This is a genomic window from Sporosarcina sp. P1, assembly GCF_002743155.1.
Taxonomy (GTDB): domain Bacteria; phylum Bacillota; class Bacilli; order Bacillales_A; family Planococcaceae; genus Sporosarcina; species Sporosarcina ureae_B.
On record NZ_PDYS01000001.1, the window covers coordinates 133,742 to 153,450 of the forward strand.

The following is a 19,709-nucleotide window of genomic DNA, read 5'->3' on the forward strand; positions in this document are numbered from 1 at the left end:
AGGCAGTACGTATGAACATCCATGAATATCAAGGGAAGCAGTTATTGAGAGATTACGGAGTAGCTGTTTCAAAAGGCCGTGTCGCGTTTTCTCCAAAAGAAGCAATGGCAGTGGCAAAAGAGATTGGTACAGTACCTATTGTGGTAAAAGCCCAAATCCATGCAGGTGGACGAGGTAAAGCAGGCGGAGTCAAAATTGTAAAAACTCTTGACGAAGTGCGTTCAGTAGCAGCCGATTTAATTGGTAAGCAACTCGTAACACACCAAACAGGTCCTAAAGGACAAGAAATAAAGCGTCTTCTCGTTGAAGAAGGAATTGATATCGAAAAAGAATTTTATATTGGTCTTGTCGTTGACCGAGCAACAGATCGTGTAACATTGATGGGATCTGCAGAAGGCGGCGTAGAAATCGAAGAAGTGGCAGAACATAGCCCTGAAAAGATTTTCTATGAGGTAATCGACCCAGTAGTTGGATTGGTTCCTTTCCAAGCGCGTCGTATGGCGTTCAATATGGAAATTCCTAGCAACCTAATCAATAAAGCAGTCAGCTTTTTCTTAGGTTTATATAAAGTGTTCAGCGAAAAAGATGCATCTATCGTTGAAATTAATCCACTTGTTGTTACAAAAGACCAGCGTGTACTTGCTTTGGATGCGAAATTCAACTTTGATGACAATGCTACATTCCGTCATAAAGATATTATGGAATTACGCGATTTTGATGAAGAAGATCCTAAAGAAATCGAAGCATCCAAGTATGACTTGAGCTATATTTCTCTTGACGGCAATATCGGCTGCATGGTAAATGGAGCCGGTTTAGCGATGGCTACAATGGATACGATCCATTTCTATGGCGGAGAACCCGCTAACTTCTTGGATGTTGGGGGCGGTGCAAAGAAAGAAAAAGTAGCAGCCGCTTTCAAAATCATCTTATCCGATCCAAAAGTTAAAGGTATTTTTGTTAATATCTTTGGTGGAATCATGAAATGTGACGTAATTGCTGAAGGTGTTATTGAAGCAGCTAAAGAAGTTGGTCTTCAAGTACCTCTTGTCGTACGTCTTGAAGGAACGAATGTAGAACGCGGGAAAGCCTTGTTGCAAGAATCCGGCATCAATATCGTTGCAGCGGATTCCATGGCAGAAGGCGCGAAAAAAATCGTTGAGTTGATAGGATAAGAAAGGCAGGTACAAATCATGAGTATTTATGTAAATAAAGATACAAAAGTAATTGTACAAGGAATAACAGGTTCCACTGCCCTGTTCCACACACAGCAAATGTTGGAATATGGTACGAAAATTGTCGCTGGCGTAACGCCTGGCAAAGGCGGTCAGACGGTGGAAGGAGTTCCAGTATTTGACACTGTGGATGAAGCAGTAAAAGAAACAGGTGCAACAGTTTCCATTATTTACGTACCTGCACCATATGCGGCGGACGCAATTATGGAAGGCGTTGATGCGGGACTAGAAATGACTATCTGTATTACAGAGCATATTCCGGTCTTAGATATGATCAAAGTGAAACGTTATATGGAAGGCAAAAAGACACGATTGATTGGCCCGAACTGTCCAGGTGTTATTACGGCAGACGAGACGAAAATCGGTATTATGCCAGGCTATATTCATACTAAAGGGCATGTAGGCGTAGTTTCCCGTTCAGGTACACTAACTTATGAAGCGGTTCACCAGTTAACACAAGAAGGCATTGGTCAAACTACAGCTGTCGGAATTGGTGGAGACCCGGTAAATGGTACGAACTTTATCGATGTCTTGAAAGCATTCAATGAAGATCCAGAAACATATGCAGTGGTCATGATCGGTGAAATTGGTGGTACTGCGGAAGAAGAAGCGGCTGCTTGGATTAAAGAAAATATGACGAAGCCTGTAGTAGGCTTTATCGGCGGTCAAACTGCACCTGAAGGTAAGCGTATGGGACACGCAGGTGCTATAATTTCCGGGGGTAAAGGTACAGCTGCTGATAAAATCAAAGCTCTAGAAGAAGCTGACGTTCAAGTCGCAGATACACCTTCAGTCATAGGTGAAACGTTAATTAAAGTCTTGAAAGAAAAAGGACTATACGAGAAATGTAAAACGAAGTAAACTGAAAGGAGTAGCTTAATTGCTACTCCTTTTTTCGTGCTCGTGCTTGTAGTGTCGAACAGAGGAGAATTCGATGCTCTATACCAATCAGCACCTACATTTACTGTATGTCCATTATATCCATCCGGTACCCTTTAATCGTTTTTCGAAGATTTTGCACGAGAACCCTTTACTAGAAAATTTACATTCATACTCGGCTCTTCAATGGTCGCATATTTTTAATTTGCCTGTAGAAAAAGTGAAGCAATTCCCAGAGAGATATGAAGAAATTTCCCGTCTTCCTATAGTAGAAATACTGAAGAAAAACAATGTGATCCCGATCACATATTTTCATTCGGATTATCCCGAAGAATTAAAGCAATTATGCGATCCGCCATCGGTTCTTTATACTAAAGGGAATAAGCTTTTATTGAAAAAACATCCTCGTGTTGGCATAATCGGCTCCCGTACAGCTACGGGTTATTCTCAAAAGGCGCTGGAATTTATTGTGCCACCGCTTGTTGATCGTCAGATCCCAATTGTTTCAGGCTTAGCCGCTGGAGCTGACACGATGGCTCATCAAGCTGCTATCGACTTTGGCGGGGAAACAATTGGTGTATTGGGTCATGGGTTTTCTCACATGTATCCGAAAAGGAATCAAAAAATAGCTGAAGAAATGGCCGAAAATCATTTACTTGTGACAGAGTATCCACCGTACTTTCCGCCAGCAAAATGGACATTTCCGATGAGAAATCGGATTATCAGTGGTTTGTCTAGCGCACTAGTCATTACAGAATCTGTCGAAAGAAGCGGAACGATGAGTACAGTCGAGCATGCTCTTGATCATGGAAAAGAAATATTTGCAGTTCCTGGTGCTATAGATTCCCCTCTTTCAGCGGGCCCCAATAAGCTGTTGGATGAAGGAGCCAAGCCGTTGTGGAGTGGTTATCAAATTGTAGATTCTTTACTATAAATCGGCATATCCTCTTTTTGTAAAATGTTTAAAAGGTTGCTTTATTTGAGAAACTGTTATACATTTTGCAACAGATATTCTTTTGCTGAATAAATATAAAGAAATCTCTCTGAGGAGGGAACGATATGGCAGATTACTTAGTAATAGTGGAATCGCCTGCTAAAGCGAAAACGATTGAACGTTACTTAGGAAAGAAGTATAAAGTTAGTGCATCACTTGGTCATTTACGTGATTTACCCCGCAGTCAAATGGGTGTAGATACCGAAAATAATTATGAACCGAAGTATATTACCATCCGAGGAAAAGGACCGATACTTCAAGATTTAAAAAAAGAAGCAAAAAAAGCGAAGAAAATTTTCCTCGCAGCTGACCCGGATCGTGAAGGGGAAGCGATAGCTTGGCATTTATCACATCAGTTAGGTGTAGATATCGAGTCAGATTGCCGCGTAGTCTTCAATGAAATTACAAAAGAAGCAATCAAAGAATCTTTTAAACACCCTCGTCCTATTAACATGGATTTAGTGGATGCGCAGCAAGCAAGAAGGATTTTGGATAGGTTAGTAGGCTATAACATCAGTCCAATCCTTTGGAAGAAAGTGAAGAAAGGGTTATCCGCGGGGCGTGTGCAATCAGTTGCTTTGCGTTTGATCATCGACCGGGAAAATGAAATCAATGCATTCGAACCGGAAGAGTATTGGTCCATCACTTCACAATTCGCTAAAGGTGATAAAACTTTTGAAGCGCAATTTTACGGCGATACAGTAGAGAAAGTGAAACTGACGAATCAAGAACAAGTAGAAAATATCGTCAGTTCAATAAAGCCGGACGAATTCGATGTATCCAAAGTAGTGAAGAAAGAACGTAAACGTAATCCAGCGTTGCCGTTCACTACCTCATCTCTTCAGCAAGAGGCAGCACGTAAGCTGAACTTCCGCGCGAGGAAGACGATGATGCTAGCGCAACAATTATATGAAGGAATTGCAATTGGAAAAGAAGGCACAGTTGGTTTGATTACTTATATGCGGACTGACTCGACAAGAATCTCTGATACCGCAAAAGAAGAAGTGAAATCCTTCATCCATACGATGTACGGTGAAGAGTTTATTTCAACTAGTACGAAAAAAACGAAAGCTAAAGCGAAGACGCAGGATGCGCACGAAGCCGTAAGACCTACTTCAGCTATGCGGCCACCAGATGCCATGAAAGCGTTTTTAACAAGAGACCAACATCGTCTTTATAAACTAATTTGGGAACGTCTCATCGCAAGTCAAATGGCACCGGCTGTTTTGGATACAGTGACTGCAGATTTCTTAAATGGAGATATTCGTTTTAGAGCGTCGGGATCTCAAGTGAAATTCCCAGGCTTCATGAAAGTTTATATCGAAGGCAATGATGACCAACAAGAAGAAAAAGAAAATATATTACCACCGCTTGAAGAAGGTGAGCGTATTAAATATGCAGATGTGGATCCGAAACAGCATTTCACACAGCCGCCACCTAGATATTCGGAAGCACGTTTAGTGAAGACGCTTGAAGAGCTAGGTATAGGTAGACCTTCTACGTATGCACCCACACTCGACACCATTCAAAAGCGTGGCTATGTCACACTAGATGCCAAGAGGTTTATTCCGACAGAACTTGGAGGAATCGTCCATCAGGCAGTAAATCAATACTTCCCTGATATCATCGACATCGAATTTACGAGACAGATGGAACAACGCCTTGACCATGTAGAAGAAGGCACAATCGAATGGCGAACAGTGATTGATGATTTCTATCGTGATTTTGAAAAACACGTAGAAGTAGCCGATGCCGAAATGGAAAAGATTGAAATTAAAGATGAGCCGGCAGGTGAAGATTGTGAAAAATGTGAATCTCCGATGGTCTATAAGATGGGCCGTTACGGAAAATTCATGGCATGCTCTAATTTCCCGGATTGTCGTAATACGAAAGCTATTATCAAACCAATTGGTGTAAAATGTCCAAAGTGTAAGAAAGGCGAAGTTGTCGAGCGTAAAAGTAAGACGAAAAGGATATTCTTTGGTTGTGATCAATATCCTGAATGCGACTATGTTTCATGGGATAAACCGATTTCGAGGCCGTGTCCAAAATGTCAGCATACAATGGTTGAAAAGCGTCTGAAAAAAGGCGTTCAAATCCAATGTATTGAATGTGATTATAAAGAAGAACCACAAAGCTAATAAGATAGAAATAATTCAACATAATGAGAAAGAGGTAGTTGTAATGACGCAAATTGTAAATGTGATTGGTGCAGGATTAGCTGGAAGTGAGGCTGCTTGGCAATTAGCTAATAGGGGAGTCCAAGTGAAACTATTCGAAATGCGTCCTGTAAAGCAAACCCCTGCCCATCATACAGATAAATTTGCGGAGTTAGTGTGTAGTAACTCGTTACGTGCCAATAACCTGACGAATGCGGTAGGTGTCATCAAAGAAGAAATGCGTCAATTGAATTCATTGATTATCCAAGCTGCGGATGATTGTGCGGTACCTGCTGGCGGTGCGCTTGCAGTAGATCGCCATGAATTTGCTGGCAACGTCACTGAAAAGGTCCGGAATCATCCGAACATAGAAGTGATCAATGAGGAAGTGATAAAAGTACCGGAAGGAATTACGGTCATCGCATCCGGTCCACTGACGTCTCCGACTTTAGCTGAAGAAATTAGACAGCTAACTGGTGAGGATTATTTATATTTCTATGATGCTGCGGCTCCCATCGTAGAAGCTGATTCCATCAATATGGATAAAGTTTATTTGAAATCACGCTATGATAAAGGGGAAGCAGCTTATTTAAACTGCCCTATGAATGCGGAGGAATTTGAGCGTTTCTATGAAGCTTTAATCTCAGCTGAAGTGGCTCCTTTAAAGGAGTTTGAGAAAGAACTTTACTTTGAAGGATGTATGCCGATTGAAGAGATGGCAAAGCGCGGTGTGAAAACTATGTTATTTGGTCCTTTAAAACCGGTTGGACTTGAAGATCCTAAAACAGGGAAAGAACCAAAAGCTGTTATTCAGTTACGACAGGATAACGCGGCGGGAACACTATATAACCTGGTAGGATTTCAGACGCATCTCAAATGGGGCGCTCAGAAAGAAGTATTGAAACTGATACCTGGATTAGAAAATGTCGATATCGTACGCTACGGTGTGATGCATCGTAATACATTCATCAACTCTCCTAGAGTATTAAACTGCACGTATCAGCTGAAATCACAACCAACCATCCTGTTTGCAGGTCAGGTAACAGGTGTAGAAGGCTATGTTGAATCAGCAGGATCAGGATTGATTGCAGGTATTAATGCGGCACAATTAGCAAAAGGTGAAAAGCCGGTTCGGTTTCCGAGAGAGACGGCACTCGGGAGTATGGCGCGTTATATCACGGAAGCTGATCCACATAACTTCCAGCCGATCAACATCAATTTCGGATTATTCCCTGAGCTGAATAGGCGATATAGAACGAAAGCCGAACGAGCAAACAAACATGCGACACGCGCATTAGATGCATTACAAGAATTTAAATCAACGACGAACATATAACTAACATCTTTACTTTAACGACTTAAGGTCGGACTGAAGATAGAACTCCATCTAATAGGAGTTCTATCTTCAGTTTTTTTAGTTGTAGTGACATTGTGCAACTTCCTAGATGGTATAACGTCTTACATTTAGGGAAATGATGAACAATAAGATATATGATTACTTAGCTAGTAAAGTAATTTGACTGTTATGTGACGGAAATAGTTCTTTAATCTAAAAATGCTAAAGAAGCAGTTTTTCAAAGTTGCCCAAAATTCCTTGCTAATGTATAGTGTTTAATGGACTACATTCGGCTTTGATAGTTTATTTCGTACTATATATAATCAACAATCTTTCAAGTCTTCAGGTGCACATTGTACGATGATAAATTCGTATCGAGGTGATAAAATGATTCCTGAAATAAATCAATTGGCAGAAGAATATGTATCTTATATTCGACTAGAGAAAAACTACTCATCCTATACGGTCGCGGAGTATGAAAAAGATCTTCGGGATTTTTTATTGTTCCTGCAAGAAGAGGGAATCGGGAAGTTGGAGGATGTCGACTATCCCGTAGCTAGATTATATGTTACTCGTCTATATGATCAATCTTATGCAAGAACAAGCATTTCTAGGAAAATATCAGCCATCCGATCATTTTTTAAATTCATTAATGCCCGTTACGGAATAGAAGATCAAGCATTTCGATTATTGTATCATCCGAAGCAAGAAGAACACCTTCCTGCTTTTTTCTATCAGCAAGAGTTAGAAAAGCTTTTTGAAGTTACGATGGGTGAGGATTTTCGCTCTTTACGAGATCGTGCTTTACTCGAGTTGCTTTATGCGACGGGGATCCGTGTCGGGGAACTAGTAGAAATCGAAGTGCAAGATGTGGATCATTATTTAGGAATTGTAAAAGTAATGGGTAAAGGACGAAAAGAACGTTTTGTGCCATTCGGGAGTTTTGCAGAGGAAGCATTGCGAAACTACATAGACAGTAGTCGACCACGATTGATAAAGCAAAAGAAACATACAAAATTGTTTGTTAATTTGCGTGGAGATCCTTTGACGGCTCGTGGCGTGCGCTATGTATTAGATGACTTAATGAAGAGAGCATCGTTGCATACCAATATTACGCCGCATATGATTCGCCATACGTTTGCGACACATTTGCTTGGCGCTGGAGCAGATCTTCGGTCAGTACAAGAGCTACTAGGACATAGCCATTTATCGTCAACTCAGGTCTATACCCATATCACAAATGAACACTTACGCCAGACTTATTTACAAACGCACCCTCGTGCTTAGGAGGAACTATAATGAAATTTCATGCAACAACGATATTTGCTATTCATCATGATGGGCAATGTGCCATGTCAGGTGATGGGCAAGTGACGATGGGCGAGTCGGTCGTCATGAAACATACAGCGAAGAAAGTTCGTAGATTATTCAACGGCAAAGTCTTAGCTGGTTTTGCTGGTTCCGTAGCGGATGCTTTTACGCTATTTGACTTATTTGAAGCTAAACTTAATGAATACGATGGAAATCTTCAACGCGCGTCAGTTGAACTGGCTAAAGAATGGCGTGGAGATCGAATCTTACGTAAGTTAGAAGCGTTGTTACTTGTTATGGATGAAAATACGCTATTACTTGTTTCAGGTACTGGTGAAGTAATCGAGCCGGATGATGGGGTATTGGCAATCGGTTCCGGAGGTAATTATGCACTAGCGGCCGGACGTGCACTGAAGAAGTATAGCAGTGAATTAACAGCAGAAAAAATTGCTGAAATTTCACTTGAAACAGCTGCTGATATTTGTGTGTTCACCAATCATAATATTATCGTGGAGGTGCTTTAAGTGATGAAGCAAGAAATGACTCCTAAAGCGCTAACAGCGTATTTAAATCGTTATATTATAGGACAGGAAAAAGCAAAAAAAGCTGTTGCGGTTGCTATGCGAAATCGTTATCGTCGTATGCAATTGACTGCTGAAGAACAAGAAGAGGTCATTCCGAAAAACATTTTGATGATTGGACCTACCGGTGTCGGGAAAACAGAAATTGCAAGAAGAATTGCAAAGTTAATTCACGCGCCTTTCGTAAAGGTCGAAGCAACAAAGTTTACGGAAGTGGGATATGTAGGACGAGATGTGGAGTCAATGATTCGCGATTTAACTGAAGTCGGAGTAAGAATGGTAAAAGAAGATATGCGCGAAGCCGTAAAAGAGCAGTCCCAAAAGTTAGCGGAAGAACGTTTAGTCAAGCTACTAGTACCTGAGGCGAAAAAGAATACTGAAGGTCAAAATCCTTTCGAAATGTTTTTCGGTCAAAAAACACAGCCTGAACCCGAAAAAACAGAAGATCAATCCGAGATTAGACGAAAGCGTTCAGACATCGCTGAGCAACTTGCGAAGGGTCAAATTGAAGAAAAAATGGTGACGGTAGAAGTACAAGCGCAACAACCCTCTTTATTCGATGCGTTGCAAGGGTCTGGTATGGATCAAATGTCAGGTATGCAAGACGCTTTATCATCACTTATGCCGAAGAAGAAAGTTCAGCGTCGCATGAAAGTAAAGGATGCAAGAATTGTACTGGAAGCGGAAGAAGCGGATAAGTTGATTGATCAAGATGAAGTGTCACGTAAAGGAATTGAATTAACGGAACAGGCGGGAATTATTTTCCTTGACGAAATGGACAAAATAGCGAGTAGCAACCAAAAGTCTTCTGGAGAAGTGTCTCGTGAAGGTGTACAACGTGATATTTTGCCGATTGTGGAAGGTTCTACAGTCACAACGAAGTATGGCGCTGTTAAGACAGATTATATATTGTTCATTGCTGCTGGAGCATTCCATATGTCGAAGCCGTCTGATATTATTCCCGAGTTACAAGGTAGATTTCCAATTCGTGTAGAATTAGACAAATTGACAAAAAATGATTTTGAGCGCATACTGCGAGAACCGGATTTTTCTTTATTAAAGCAATATGAACGCCTTCTTGCGACAGAAGAAGTTGAAATTGAATTTACGGATGAAGCGATCAGTAAGTTGGCTGAAATTGCATTTGAAGTAAATAATGAAACAGAAAATATTGGTGCAAGAAGATTGCATACGATTTTGGAGAAGTTGTTAGAGGATTTATCATTCGAAGCAGCAGAAATCGGGCCTGCATCTATCAAGATTACACCAGCATACGTAGATGAAAAGCTGGATGGAATTGTAAAAAACAAAAATTTGTCACATTTTATTCTATAAGGAAGTCGTAATAGTTTATTTAACGATTGAAAACCTTTAGAATATTCATTAAAGTCAGAAGAAATCCTTGAGGAGGAACAATAGAAATGAGCTTATTAGTCAAAACAAGAAAAATCAATGCAATGTTACAAAAAGGTGCAGGCGGTCCTGTTAACTTTAAAGAGATGGCAGAAGAGCTGAGCGATGTAATTAATTGTAATGCGTTTATCGTGAGTAGAAAAGGTAAATTACTTGGTTTAGAAATTCATCAGCAAATTGATAATGATCGTATGAAAAAAATGTTCGAAGATCGTAAATTCCCTGAAGAGTATACAACTCGTTTGTTCCAGATTAATGAAACGTCTCCAAATATCGATATTGAGAGCGAACATACTGTGTTCCCTATCGAAAACAAAGAGTTATTCCAAGAAGGTTTAACTACAATTGTACCTATCATTGGTGGCGGCGAGCGCTTGGGTACTTTGATTCTTGCGCGATTAAGAGATGGTTTTACAGAAGACGATCTAATCCTTGCTGAATATGGTGCAACAGTAGTGGGTATGGAAATCTTGCGTGAAAAGTCTGAGGAAATTGAACATGAAGCGCGTAGCAAAGCGGTTGTACAAATGGCGATCAACTCATTGTCTTACAGTGAGCATGAAGCGATTGAACATATCTTCAAAGAGCTAGACGGAAATGAAGGATTGCTTGTAGCATCTAAGATTGCCGACCGTGTAGGAATTACACGTTCAGTAATTGTCAATGCACTTCGTAAACTTGAAAGTGCTGGTGTTATTGAATCGCGTTCTTTAGGAATGAAAGGTACGTATATTAAAGTATTGAACGATAAATTCCTAGAAGAGCTTGAAAAACATAATTCATAATAATAGTAACACTTTAGAGAAAAGTGTTTAGAAACTGAAGGAATTTCCGTGCTTACGGATTTTCTTCGGTTTTTTATTTTGATCAATAAATGATCTCTTCTACTAATTGGGATTCATGTTGCTTAATAGATACTCACTAAGAAGTATTAATTTGATTAGTAATAATGAGTAGAAAGTGGGAGAGTGTGGAAGTCTTACATTATCTGAGAGAGCATTTTAAATTACACAATACGACACAATGTGCCACATCAACAGTGAAACACCAATTCCTAATTAAAGGGAAAACAAATTTATATACTACTAAGTAATTAGTAGTAATCTATTGACTACTCTGAAATTTCGACAGTAGTTACTTTATACTATTAAAAGTTTTAGAAAACATTGGACAAAAATCATTAGTCTCCGCTACAATAGAGAAGTAGAAAATTAAGGAATCAATTTTTATTAAAGATAGTATTAAAGAATAGTATGAAGTGAGTAGAATTTTAGAAAAACCGCGAAAAATGACCTAAATGAGAGAAAGGTGGGGAAATGATGGAGATTTATGGTGGTGCCATCAACCTGCTTGAAAAAGGATTGAATTACTCATCAGCAAAAGGTAAAGCAATTTCGCAAAATATAGCGAATGTAGACACACCCAACTATAAAACTAAAAGTGTTAATTTTAAAGAAGTGTTTTCCAACGCGAATAGTAAAGGCTTAGAGGCATATAAGACTGACTCGAAGCATTTAGATTTTACACATTCCACGACAAGTAAGACATTCGATATATCGAACTTACGATACCGACAAGATCGCAATGGTGTGGATATGGACAAACAACAGGCAGATTTAGCGGCCAATCAAATATATAACTCCGCTTTAATAGAGCGATTAAATGGGAAATTTAATTCATTACAAAGTGTTATTAAAGGAGGACGTTGATCATGAGTATATTTCATAGTCTGAACACGTCGACTTCTGCATTAACTGCTCAACGTTTACGTATGGATGTCATATCTTCCAATATGGCGAATGTCGATTCAACTCGGGCCAAGCAAGTAAATGGCGAATGGCAGCCGTATAGAAGGAAAACAGTCACATTACAACCGAAGGAAGGACAGTTCTCTTCATTTTTGCAAGCAGCGAAGGGTGTTCACTCACATGGGAATGCAGGGAATGGTGTGGCCGTAACACGTGTGAAAGAAGATCGGGAGACTCCATTCAAATTAGTATTCGATCCTTCTCATCCAGATGCGAATGAAGAAGGTTATGTGGAAATGCCAAATATCGACCCTTTGCGCGAAATGATTGATTTAATGTCTGCAACGAGATCATATGAAGCGAATGTAACAGCGTTGAATGCAAATAAATCAATGCTAATGAAAGCACTGGAGATCGGAAAATAATAGACTAGTATTATATTAGGAGTGAACTAGATGGCGATACAATCAATTACAGGTGCTATGCCTGCGATGTCAATCCAGCAACCGGAAGTGAAAGCACAAAAAACACCTTTCGAAGCTCAACAGAATTTCTCTGCAATGTTAAACGACGCGATTCACCAAGTAAACCAAACACAACAAGTCTCAGATGCTATGACGACAAAACTTGTTAAAGGTGAAGATGTTGACTTACATAATGTGATGATCTCGGCACAAAAAGCCAGTATTGCCTTAAATGCAACAATGGAAATGCGTAATAAAGTGGTAGAAGCATACCAAGAAATCATTAGAATGCCTGTCTAATTGATAGAAAGCACTAGGCATAAATGGAATCAGGCCTAGTGAGGCTGACCGGGGGATTAGAATGAATGAAAGATTGACAAAGCTCAGAATGGATCTCAAGACCTTCTGGGAAAGTCGAACGAAAAACCAAAAAATTATATATATAACGATAGCCGCCGGCATTATTGCGCTGGCAATTTTTTTAACAATCATTATGTCCCGTACTACATATGTAACGCTTTATTCAGAAGTGTCGCCATCTGAAATTGGACGTATAAAAGAAGTCCTAGATGGACAGGGAGTACCTTATCTAGTAGAACCGGGTGGGACCGCAATCTCAGTACCTGAAAAACAACTAGATAATCTACGTGTATCACTAGCGGCAGAAGGATTCCCAGATTCCGGTCTAATCGATTATTCGTTTTTCTCGGATAATGCTGGTTTCGGTACTACGGATAATGAATTTAATATGATTAAGCTTGCTGCGATGCAAACAGAATTAGCTAATCTAATAAAGGGTATAGAAGGTATTAAGGATGCGAAAGTAATGCTTACTTTACCGACAGAGGGAATCTTCGTAAATGACACGACGTCAGAGGCTAGTGCAGCGATTATGTTGAAGACGAATCCCGGACAAAATTTTTCAGAACAACAAATTACATCACTATATAATTTAGTCTCAAAGAGCTTGCCAAATCTATCTAATGAGAATATCGTCATCCAGAACCAATATTTTGAGTACTTTGATCTGAAAGATTCAGGAGATTCTTACGGAGCTAGTGTGACGGATCAAATGGGCGTGAAAAAAACGATCGAGCGCGACTTACAACGACAGGTTCAAATGATGCTTGGTACGTTGATGGGACAAGATAAAGTAGTGGTGTCCGTTACGACAGATATCGACTTTAAGAAAGAACAACGTGAAGAGAATCTTGTGACACCTGTAGATCCAGAAAACATGGAAGGTATTGCATTAAGTGTGCAACGGATAACTGAATCATTCTCGGGTACGAATCCGGCAGTAGGTGGTACACCAGAAGCGGAAGATCCGACAGATAATCGTACTACCTATGTTGAAGGTGAAGGTGGAGACGGAGATTACGAACGTCTAGAAGAAACGATTAATAATGAAGTAAATAGAATCAGAAAAGATATAGTAGAGAGTCCATATAAGATAAGTAATATCGGTATTCAAGTTATGATTGAACCTCCTACTGCTGATGATCCAACCTCATTGGCACCTGAAGTTAGACAAGATGTTGAACGGATTTTAGAGACAATAGTACGTACTTCATTGGATACAGAAGTAGCTGGAGAATTGACGGAAGAAATACTAGCTGAGAAAATAGCAGTTTCGGTTCAACCACTTAAAGGGAAAAATATCGCGTTTGAAGATACGAAGACGGTCATCCCTTGGTGGGTATATTTGATTGGCGGAGTATTACTACTAGCAGTTATTGTTCTAGTTGTGTTGTTCTTGCGCAAGAGACGCAATGAAGCGGAAATGGAAGAAGAGTTGGCTATAGAACAAGCGCAGGCTCAATTTGATTCGGTGCAAGTCAATGATATCAACATGGAACAAGAAACAGAAGCGACAGCACGAAGAAAACAACTAGAAAAAATGGCTAAAGATAAACCAGAAGAGTTTGCGAAATTATTGCGAACGTGGATTGCCAAGGAGTAACGGAGGGGTTTAGTTGGTTAAGAAAGATAAAGACATGTCTGGAAAACAAAAAGCTGCTCTTTTGCTTATCTCATTGGGGCCTGAGGTTTCGGCTTCAGTTTATAAGCATTTGAATGAAGAAGAGATTGAGCAACTGACGTTGGAGATTTCGGGTGTGAAAAAAGTAGAATCCTCTGTAAAAGAAGAGATTATTGAAGAATTTCATAACATCGCTCTTGCACAGGATTATATTTCTCAGGGGGGGATTGGCTATGCCAAGACAGTACTTGAAAAAGCACTCGGAAAAGAACATGCCCAAGCAATCATTAACCGTCTGACATCTTCACTCCAAGTGCGACCGTTTGATTTTGCGAGACGCGCGGAACCATCACAAATACTAAACTTTATCCAAAATGAACATCCGCAGACAATTGCATTGATTTTATCTTATTTGGAAGCCGAGCAGGCAGGATTAATCTTGTCGCAGCTTCCGCAAGAAATGCAAGCGGATATAGCCAAACGTATAGCTACAATGGAATCAACTTCTCCTGAAGTAATCAGTGAGATAGAAGCAGTTCTTGAACGAAAATTATCATCTACTGTAACTCAAGACTTCACCGAAACAGGTGGAGTAGACGCAGTCGTTGAAGTGTTAAACGGCGTAGATCGTTCAACGGAGAAAACGATTCTCGATGCTCTTGAAATACAAGATCCTGAGCTGGCCGAAGAAATACGCAAGAGAATGTTTGTTTTCGAAGATATTATTACGTTGGATAACCGTTCAATTCAACGTGTTATCCGTGACTGTGAAAATGAAGATTTAATATTAGCGATGAAAGTATCTAGTGAAGAAGTGAAAGATATACTATTCAAGAACATGTCACAACGTATGGCAGAATCTTTCAAAGAAGAAATGGATGTAATGGGTCCCGTGCGACTTCGTGACGTGGAAGAGGCGCAGTCTCGAATCGTAGGAATCATCCGCAGACTCGAAGATGCAGGAGAAATCATCATAGCGCGTGGTGGAGGAGATGACATCATTGTCTAATCTGTTTCGTTCTGAGCGAACTGTTATGAATCAAAGTCCTACGAAAGCAATATCAATACGCAATTTGCAATCGATGGAACCTGCCGAAGTAGTGGAAGAGCCAGTAAGTACAGGCATGATGTTCATGGAACGCAACCGCTTATTACAGGAAATGGAACAACGGAAAAGCATTGTGGATACCGAAATCAAACAGCGATTGGAACAAGCGGCAGCGGATATCGAATCGATGTATGCCGCTTGGGCAAATGAAAAAGAAGAACTGCAACAACGAGCATATGACGAAGGGTTTCAAGTCGGATTCGATGATGGACGCAATAAAGCAATAGCGGAGATGCGTGAAATGGTAGAGGCAGCGAACGAAACTACTACATTAGCATACGAGAATGCAACGCAATATTTACTCAATCAAGAACGAGTAATTTTGAATATCGGGATGCATTCGGCGGAACGAATCATTGATAAAGTGATAGAAGAGGACGATGAGACCTATTTATCAATCGTGCGTAAAGGGATTAAAGAAGCACAAGAAAGCGAAGAGATAAAATTATTCGTACCGACTGAACAGTTTAATATGGTAACGACACATCGCACTGAACTTGCTTCAATCTTTCCACCCGAAACACCATTCCTTATTTTTGTCAATGAAGATTTCAATGCAACAGATTGTTTTATCGAAACGAACCATGGTCGAATCGTAGTGAGTGTAGATGAGCAACTGAATGAACTGAAAGAGCAATTGGTGAAAATCATGGAAGATGGTGTGTGAATTTGAAAAGAGCCGAAGATTTGATTCCGATCATTCCAAATATCAACACCTTGAAAAAATATGGTCGGGTAATACGAGTTGTGGGATTACTAATAGAATCTAAAGGTCCAGAATCGTCAATCGGAGACGTATGTTTCATTCATTTGAACGTTCCTGAAGGGGGACGTTCTCTAATACAAGCAGAAGTTGTAGGATTTAGGGCAGAAATCGTCATGCTGATGCCTTACACGGATATACGCAATATTTCAAGTGGCTGTCTAGTCGAAACGCTAGGTAAGCCTCTTGAAGTAAAGGTAGGGATGAATCTACTAGGGAAAGTCCTCGATTCTTTAGGGAAGCCTATTGATTCAAGCCCGTTACCTAAAGGCTTGGCAACTGTTCGTACAGAAAACAGTCCACCAAACGTTTTGACACGTCCTACTATTAATGACAAGTTAGCTGTAGGAGTGAAAGCCATTGACGGTATGCTGACTGTAGGTAGTGGTCAACGTGTAGGGATTTTCGCAGGTTCCGGTGTCGGCAAAAGTACTTTGCTAGGTATGATTGCACGCAATACGGAAGCGGATATTAACGTGATCGCTCTCATAGGCGAACGTGGTCGTGAAGTCCGTGAGTTTATCGACAGAGACCTCGGGCCGGAGGGTTTAAAGAAAACAATTGTAGTCGCGGCGACTTCTGATCAGCCCGCTCTTATGCGAATTAAAGGTGCCATGACAGCAACAGCTATTGCAGAGTACTTTCGAGATAAAGGCTTGAACGTCATGTTGATGATGGACTCCGTCACACGTGTAGCCATGGCACAGCGTGAGATTGGTCTTGCGGTAGGTGAACCGCCTGCAACACGGGGATATACTCCCTCCGTTTTCGCTATTTTACCTAAACTTTTGGAACGTAGTGGAACGAATGAAAAGGGGGCTATCACCGCATTCTATACAGTGCTGGTTGACGGCGATGATATGAATGAGCCGATAGCGGATGCCGTACGAGGCATTCTTGACGGTCATATAGTCTTAGACCGTACGCTTGCCAATAAAGGTCAGTATCCTGCGATCAATATTTTGAAAAGTGTCAGTCGTCTAATGAACCATATTGCAGATCCTGACCATTTGACAGCAGCTGCGAAATTACGCGAACTGTATTATGCCTACGATAAATCTGAGGACTTAATTAATATTGGTGCATATAAAAAAGGGACGTCACGAGAAATCGATGAAGCGATTGAGTATGAGCCAATCATTACCGACTTTCTGAAACAGAAATTTAATGAGAATATTCAATTGGAAGATACGGTAAATGAAATGATTGCGTTAGCTTCTGGAGGAGGAGAACGTAGATGACTTCTTTCCGTTATCGTTTTGATAAAGTACTGAATTTACGTGAACAAGAACGTGATGAAACAGAAATGGCATATAAAGAGGCGATTGAAGAGTTTGAAAAAATCGCAACCCAACTGTATGACCAGATGAAAAAGAAAGAAAATGTCTTGGAAGAACAGCAACAACGAATGACTACAGGTTTTTCCATTGATGATTTACACAGTTATTCTCGATTCATTAACACACTTGACTTAACCATTGATCATATTCAGCAAGAAGTGATGAAATCCCGATCGAAAATGAATTGGTATGAATCCCAATTGCTGGAGAAAAATATCGAAGTGAAGAAGTTTGAGAAAATGAAAGAGATTGGGAAAGAACAATATAATGCTGAAATGGAACACGTAGAGACAAATCGAATAGACGAACTATCAACGATGAAGTTTCGTTCAAGAGAAGACGGGTGGTAAAGTGGCTAATTTGAAAAAGAAAAAAGGGGCGGGAGAATCAGCTGATAGGCAAAGCAAAAAGTCGATTGGTTTTTTCCAAATATTGCTTGCATGGATCATCATACCTCTTATGTTCACAATGGCTGTCGTTTTAATCATAGCTAAAGTAGCTGATGTAAACGTCTTCGATCAGGCGAAAGAGTGGACATCAAAAGTTCCATTCCTTGAACAAAAAGCACCTGATGAAAAGGTCGAGGGAGATCTAATATTGGAAGAACGGGTCATTTCTCTTCAAGCAGAGATTCAAGAAAAAGAAGCGCAATTATTTGAAGTCCAAGATGAACTTACGCAAGTAAAAGATTCGAATGAAACGCTAGAAATAGAGAAAGAAAAGTTGAATGAAGAAATCGAGAAATTAAAACTTGCGCAAAGTGAATCTAAGCGTGATTTCAAAGAAATAGTAACGACTTATGAGCAAATGTCGGCCAAATCCTCAGCTCCTGTCATTACAAAAATGGGAGATGCGGAAGCTGTCCAAATATTGTCTAGCCTAAAGCCTGCTACTTTAGCAGCTATTCTAGAGAAAATGTCTCCTGAAGATGCGGCTAAATATACTTCTATGCTTACAAAGTAGTATAATAGTATTTAAGGGAGGTGAAAAAGTGAGTTTAGGACTAGTTATGAAGTTAGGTTCTTCAGGCACTCCTTTTAATTTATCTGCTTCTACAGCAAATATTGAAGGCGAGAGATTCGGTAGTGTGTTTCAGAGTCTCATGTCCACTACATCTATATCTACTAAACAACAGATAATAAATGGTGATCAAAAGTTAACTAAATTATTAGGTGATGTTCTCAACGTCGAATCATTGAAAATGCTAGAAGGAATTCTTGATGAGTTGAAGCAGTCTGATAAGTCGCCCGTTGTAGCACAGTTATTGAAAGAGACAGGATTGCGTCAAAAAAATTCTATAAATGAAGCAGATGTTAAAAATGATCTATCTGAAATAAGGGGAGAAGATCAGCTTCAGAATGCCACCCTAAAGTTTACTGGAAATACAGAATGGAGTTTGTCAGATCTACCGAATCTTCATACGTTTCTGGATCTGCAACAATTAGCCACTCTTATTAGTGGAAATCCTGATAAACTAATAGAAACTATTACAAACGTACTAGAAGATGCGGGTATGAGCAAGGTACAACTAGATCAGATGGCAGCAACAGGAGACATATGGTTCATGCTCGATGTATTACAGCAATTACCTACTGAAAAGGTGCAAGCGGCGATGGGGCAATTATCGCCAAAGGCAGCTGTAGAATGGATAGCATTGCTTAAAGCAATTGAACTGGCCGCACCTAAGCTGGATTTGTTTACAAAGCAAGTGGATCTCGTGAAAACGATTCAGCCGATTTTATCGCAATTCGCAAATCAGTTAGAATCGAAGGCCATACAGCCTGAAGTGAAACCTACTGTGCAAATTCCACTGCCTTTGCAGCATGTCATTCGAATTTCGACAGAACAAACTAGCGCAGACACGGAGCAACAACATCAACAGTCCAAGCCAAGTGAAATAGTGGCGCCATTATCTGCTGTCACTCCTACTGAATCTAGGCCAGTATTCCAAGTGAACGCTACAGAGAAAGTACCGGAAAGCCGAAGCGAGGCATTGATGAGAGAATTCCAAGCCGTTTTAAACCGTGCAAACTTTGGCCAGACAAATGGAATGAATCGTATTTCAATCAAACTGTACCCGGAACATCTTGGACAAATTCGTATTGAATTATTGGAAGTAAACGGTGTAATGACTGCGAGAATCTTGGCATCTACTGCGATGGCACGTGAAATGCTCGATAGCCAGATGCATCAGTTGCGTCAAGCTTTCAATCAACAAAATTTGCAAGTAGACCGAATTGACCTATCACAAACCTTGCAAGATCCAGCGAAAAGTGATCGAGAACAGGCGTTCAATAAGCAGAATCAACAACAAAAAGAACAGACTACCGAACAAAATAATAATCCGGATGAACAAGAACAAACATTCCAAGAATTCATGATTGAACTGGAGGCGTAAAA

19 protein-coding genes are annotated in these 19,709 nt (G+C 40.2%); all 19 read left to right on the top strand.

Going from position 1 to position 19,709, the window contains the following annotated elements:
- The first annotated feature begins 11 nt into the window (after positions 1 to 11).
- The 19 genes from sucC to CSV73_RS00770 all read left to right on the top strand — a co-directional run bounded on the left by sucC (position 12) and on the right by CSV73_RS00770 (position 19,707).
- Complete coding sequence (sucC, locus tag CSV73_RS00680) at positions 12 to 1,172, top strand: ADP-forming succinate--CoA ligase subunit beta (RefSeq protein WP_085133223.1); 1,161 nt, start codon at positions 12 to 14, stop codon at positions 1,170 to 1,172.
- Between the two features lie 18 nt (positions 1,173 to 1,190).
- Positions 1,191 to 2,093 carry a succinate--CoA ligase subunit alpha gene (gene sucD, locus CSV73_RS00685; RefSeq protein ID WP_085133224.1) on the top strand — a complete coding sequence of 301 codons (903 nt, stop codon included), beginning with the start codon at positions 1,191 to 1,193 and terminating at the stop codon, positions 2,091 to 2,093.
- Between the two features lie 73 nt (positions 2,094 to 2,166).
- The gene (dprA, locus tag CSV73_RS00690; RefSeq protein WP_085133225.1) at positions 2,167 to 3,045 is read left to right on the top strand and encodes a DNA-processing protein DprA; all 879 of its coding nucleotides are present in this window, start codon (positions 2,167 to 2,169) and stop codon (positions 3,043 to 3,045) included.
- Positions 3,046 to 3,170: 125 nt separating this feature from the next.
- A complete protein-coding gene (gene topA / locus CSV73_RS00695) occupies positions 3,171 to 5,246 on the top strand; it encodes a type I DNA topoisomerase (protein WP_099626361.1) in 2,076 nt (691 codons plus the stop codon).
- Between the two features lie 43 nt (positions 5,247 to 5,289).
- On the top strand, positions 5,290 to 6,600 hold the full coding sequence (trmFO, locus tag CSV73_RS00700; RefSeq protein ID WP_085133227.1) for an FADH(2)-oxidizing methylenetetrahydrofolate--tRNA-(uracil(54)-C(5))-methyltransferase TrmFO: 1,311 nt from the start codon (positions 5,290 to 5,292) through the stop codon (positions 6,598 to 6,600).
- Between the two features lie 387 nt (positions 6,601 to 6,987).
- A complete protein-coding gene (xerC, locus tag CSV73_RS00705) occupies positions 6,988 to 7,887 on the top strand; it encodes a tyrosine recombinase XerC (RefSeq protein WP_085133676.1) in 900 nt (299 codons plus the stop codon).
- A gap of 8 nt (positions 7,888 to 7,895) precedes the next feature.
- On the top strand, positions 7,896 to 8,435 hold the full coding sequence (gene hslV / locus CSV73_RS00710; RefSeq protein WP_099626362.1) for an ATP-dependent protease subunit HslV: 540 nt from the start codon (positions 7,896 to 7,898) through the stop codon (positions 8,433 to 8,435).
- A gap of 3 nt (positions 8,436 to 8,438) precedes the next feature.
- Complete coding sequence (gene hslU, locus CSV73_RS00715; RefSeq protein WP_099626573.1) at positions 8,439 to 9,827, top strand: ATP-dependent protease ATPase subunit HslU; 1,389 nt, start codon at positions 8,439 to 8,441, stop codon at positions 9,825 to 9,827.
- Positions 9,828 to 9,913: 86 nt separating this feature from the next.
- A complete protein-coding gene (codY, locus tag CSV73_RS00720; RefSeq protein WP_085133229.1) occupies positions 9,914 to 10,690 on the top strand; it encodes a GTP-sensing pleiotropic transcriptional regulator CodY in 777 nt (258 codons plus the stop codon).
- A gap of 534 nt (positions 10,691 to 11,224) precedes the next feature.
- On the top strand, positions 11,225 to 11,614 hold the full coding sequence (flgB, locus tag CSV73_RS00725) for a flagellar basal body rod protein FlgB (protein WP_085133230.1): 390 nt from the start codon (positions 11,225 to 11,227) through the stop codon (positions 11,612 to 11,614).
- A 2-nt stretch (positions 11,615 to 11,616) separates the two neighbouring features.
- Positions 11,617 to 12,078 carry a flagellar basal body rod protein FlgC gene (gene flgC, locus CSV73_RS00730; RefSeq protein WP_085133231.1) on the top strand — a complete coding sequence of 154 codons (462 nt, stop codon included), beginning with the start codon at positions 11,617 to 11,619 and terminating at the stop codon, positions 12,076 to 12,078.
- A 30-nt stretch (positions 12,079 to 12,108) separates the two neighbouring features.
- Positions 12,109 to 12,417: a flagellar hook-basal body complex protein FliE gene (gene fliE, locus CSV73_RS00735; RefSeq protein ID WP_085133232.1), complete on the top strand. Its 309-nt coding sequence runs from the start codon at positions 12,109 to 12,111 to the stop codon at positions 12,415 to 12,417.
- 61 nt (positions 12,418 to 12,478) lie between these two features.
- Positions 12,479 to 14,080 (top strand): flagellar basal-body MS-ring/collar protein FliF, encoded by a 1,602-nt coding sequence (gene fliF, locus CSV73_RS00740; protein WP_085133233.1) that lies wholly within the window; start codon positions 12,479 to 12,481, stop codon positions 14,078 to 14,080.
- A 13-nt stretch (positions 14,081 to 14,093) separates the two neighbouring features.
- Positions 14,094 to 15,107 carry a flagellar motor switch protein FliG gene (gene fliG, locus CSV73_RS00745; protein ID WP_085133234.1) on the top strand — a complete coding sequence of 338 codons (1,014 nt, stop codon included), beginning with the start codon at positions 14,094 to 14,096 and terminating at the stop codon, positions 15,105 to 15,107.
- A complete protein-coding gene (locus tag CSV73_RS00750) occupies positions 15,100 to 15,873 on the top strand; it encodes a FliH/SctL family protein (protein WP_099628091.1) in 774 nt (257 codons plus the stop codon). Before fliG ends, CSV73_RS00750 begins: the two co-directional genes overlap by 8 nt.
- Positions 15,874 to 15,875: 2 nt before the next feature.
- Positions 15,876 to 17,210 carry a flagellar protein export ATPase FliI gene (gene fliI / locus CSV73_RS00755; RefSeq protein WP_199092917.1) on the top strand — a complete coding sequence of 445 codons (1,335 nt, stop codon included), beginning with the start codon at positions 15,876 to 15,878 and terminating at the stop codon, positions 17,208 to 17,210.
- Entirely contained in the window at positions 17,207 to 17,659 is a 453-nt protein-coding gene (gene fliJ / locus CSV73_RS00760) for a flagellar export protein FliJ (RefSeq protein WP_085133236.1), read from the top strand. The genes fliI and fliJ overlap by 4 nt, the downstream gene beginning before the upstream one ends.
- A gap of 1 nt (position 17,660) precedes the next feature.
- Positions 17,661 to 18,272 carry a MotE family protein gene (locus tag CSV73_RS00765; RefSeq protein ID WP_099626364.1) on the top strand — a complete coding sequence of 204 codons (612 nt, stop codon included), beginning with the start codon at positions 17,661 to 17,663 and terminating at the stop codon, positions 18,270 to 18,272.
- Between the two features lie 28 nt (positions 18,273 to 18,300).
- Positions 18,301 to 19,707 (top strand): flagellar hook-length control protein FliK, encoded by a 1,407-nt coding sequence (locus CSV73_RS00770; RefSeq protein ID WP_158232260.1) that lies wholly within the window; start codon positions 18,301 to 18,303, stop codon positions 19,705 to 19,707.
- Positions 19,708 to 19,709 lie beyond the last annotated feature (2 nt).

What these genes read in the sequence shown, in the direction of transcription:
- sucC (WP_085133223.1), top strand. Translation starts at nt 12, where the DNA reads ATGAACATCCATGAATATCAAGGGAAGCAGTTATTGAGAGATTACGGA.
- sucD (WP_085133224.1), top strand. Translation starts at nt 1,191, where the DNA reads ATGAGTATTTATGTAAATAAAGATACAAAAGTAATTGTACAAGGAATA.
- dprA (WP_085133225.1), top strand. Translation starts at nt 2,167, where the DNA reads ATGCTCTATACCAATCAGCACCTACATTTACTGTATGTCCATTATATC.
- topA (WP_099626361.1), top strand. Translation starts at nt 3,171, where the DNA reads ATGGCAGATTACTTAGTAATAGTGGAATCGCCTGCTAAAGCGAAAACG.
- trmFO (WP_085133227.1), top strand. Translation starts at nt 5,290, where the DNA reads ATGACGCAAATTGTAAATGTGATTGGTGCAGGATTAGCTGGAAGTGAG.
- xerC (WP_085133676.1), top strand. Translation starts at nt 6,988, where the DNA reads ATGATTCCTGAAATAAATCAATTGGCAGAAGAATATGTATCTTATATT.
- hslU (WP_099626573.1), top strand. Translation starts at nt 8,439, where the DNA reads ATGAAGCAAGAAATGACTCCTAAAGCGCTAACAGCGTATTTAAATCGT.
- codY (WP_085133229.1), top strand. Translation starts at nt 9,914, where the DNA reads ATGAGCTTATTAGTCAAAACAAGAAAAATCAATGCAATGTTACAAAAA.
- flgB (WP_085133230.1), top strand. Translation starts at nt 11,225, where the DNA reads ATGGAGATTTATGGTGGTGCCATCAACCTGCTTGAAAAAGGATTGAAT.
- flgC (WP_085133231.1), top strand. Translation starts at nt 11,617, where the DNA reads ATGAGTATATTTCATAGTCTGAACACGTCGACTTCTGCATTAACTGCT.
- fliE (WP_085133232.1), top strand. Translation starts at nt 12,109, where the DNA reads ATGGCGATACAATCAATTACAGGTGCTATGCCTGCGATGTCAATCCAG.
- fliF (WP_085133233.1), top strand. Translation starts at nt 12,479, where the DNA reads ATGAATGAAAGATTGACAAAGCTCAGAATGGATCTCAAGACCTTCTGG.
- fliJ (WP_085133236.1), top strand. Translation starts at nt 17,207, where the DNA reads ATGACTTCTTTCCGTTATCGTTTTGATAAAGTACTGAATTTACGTGAA.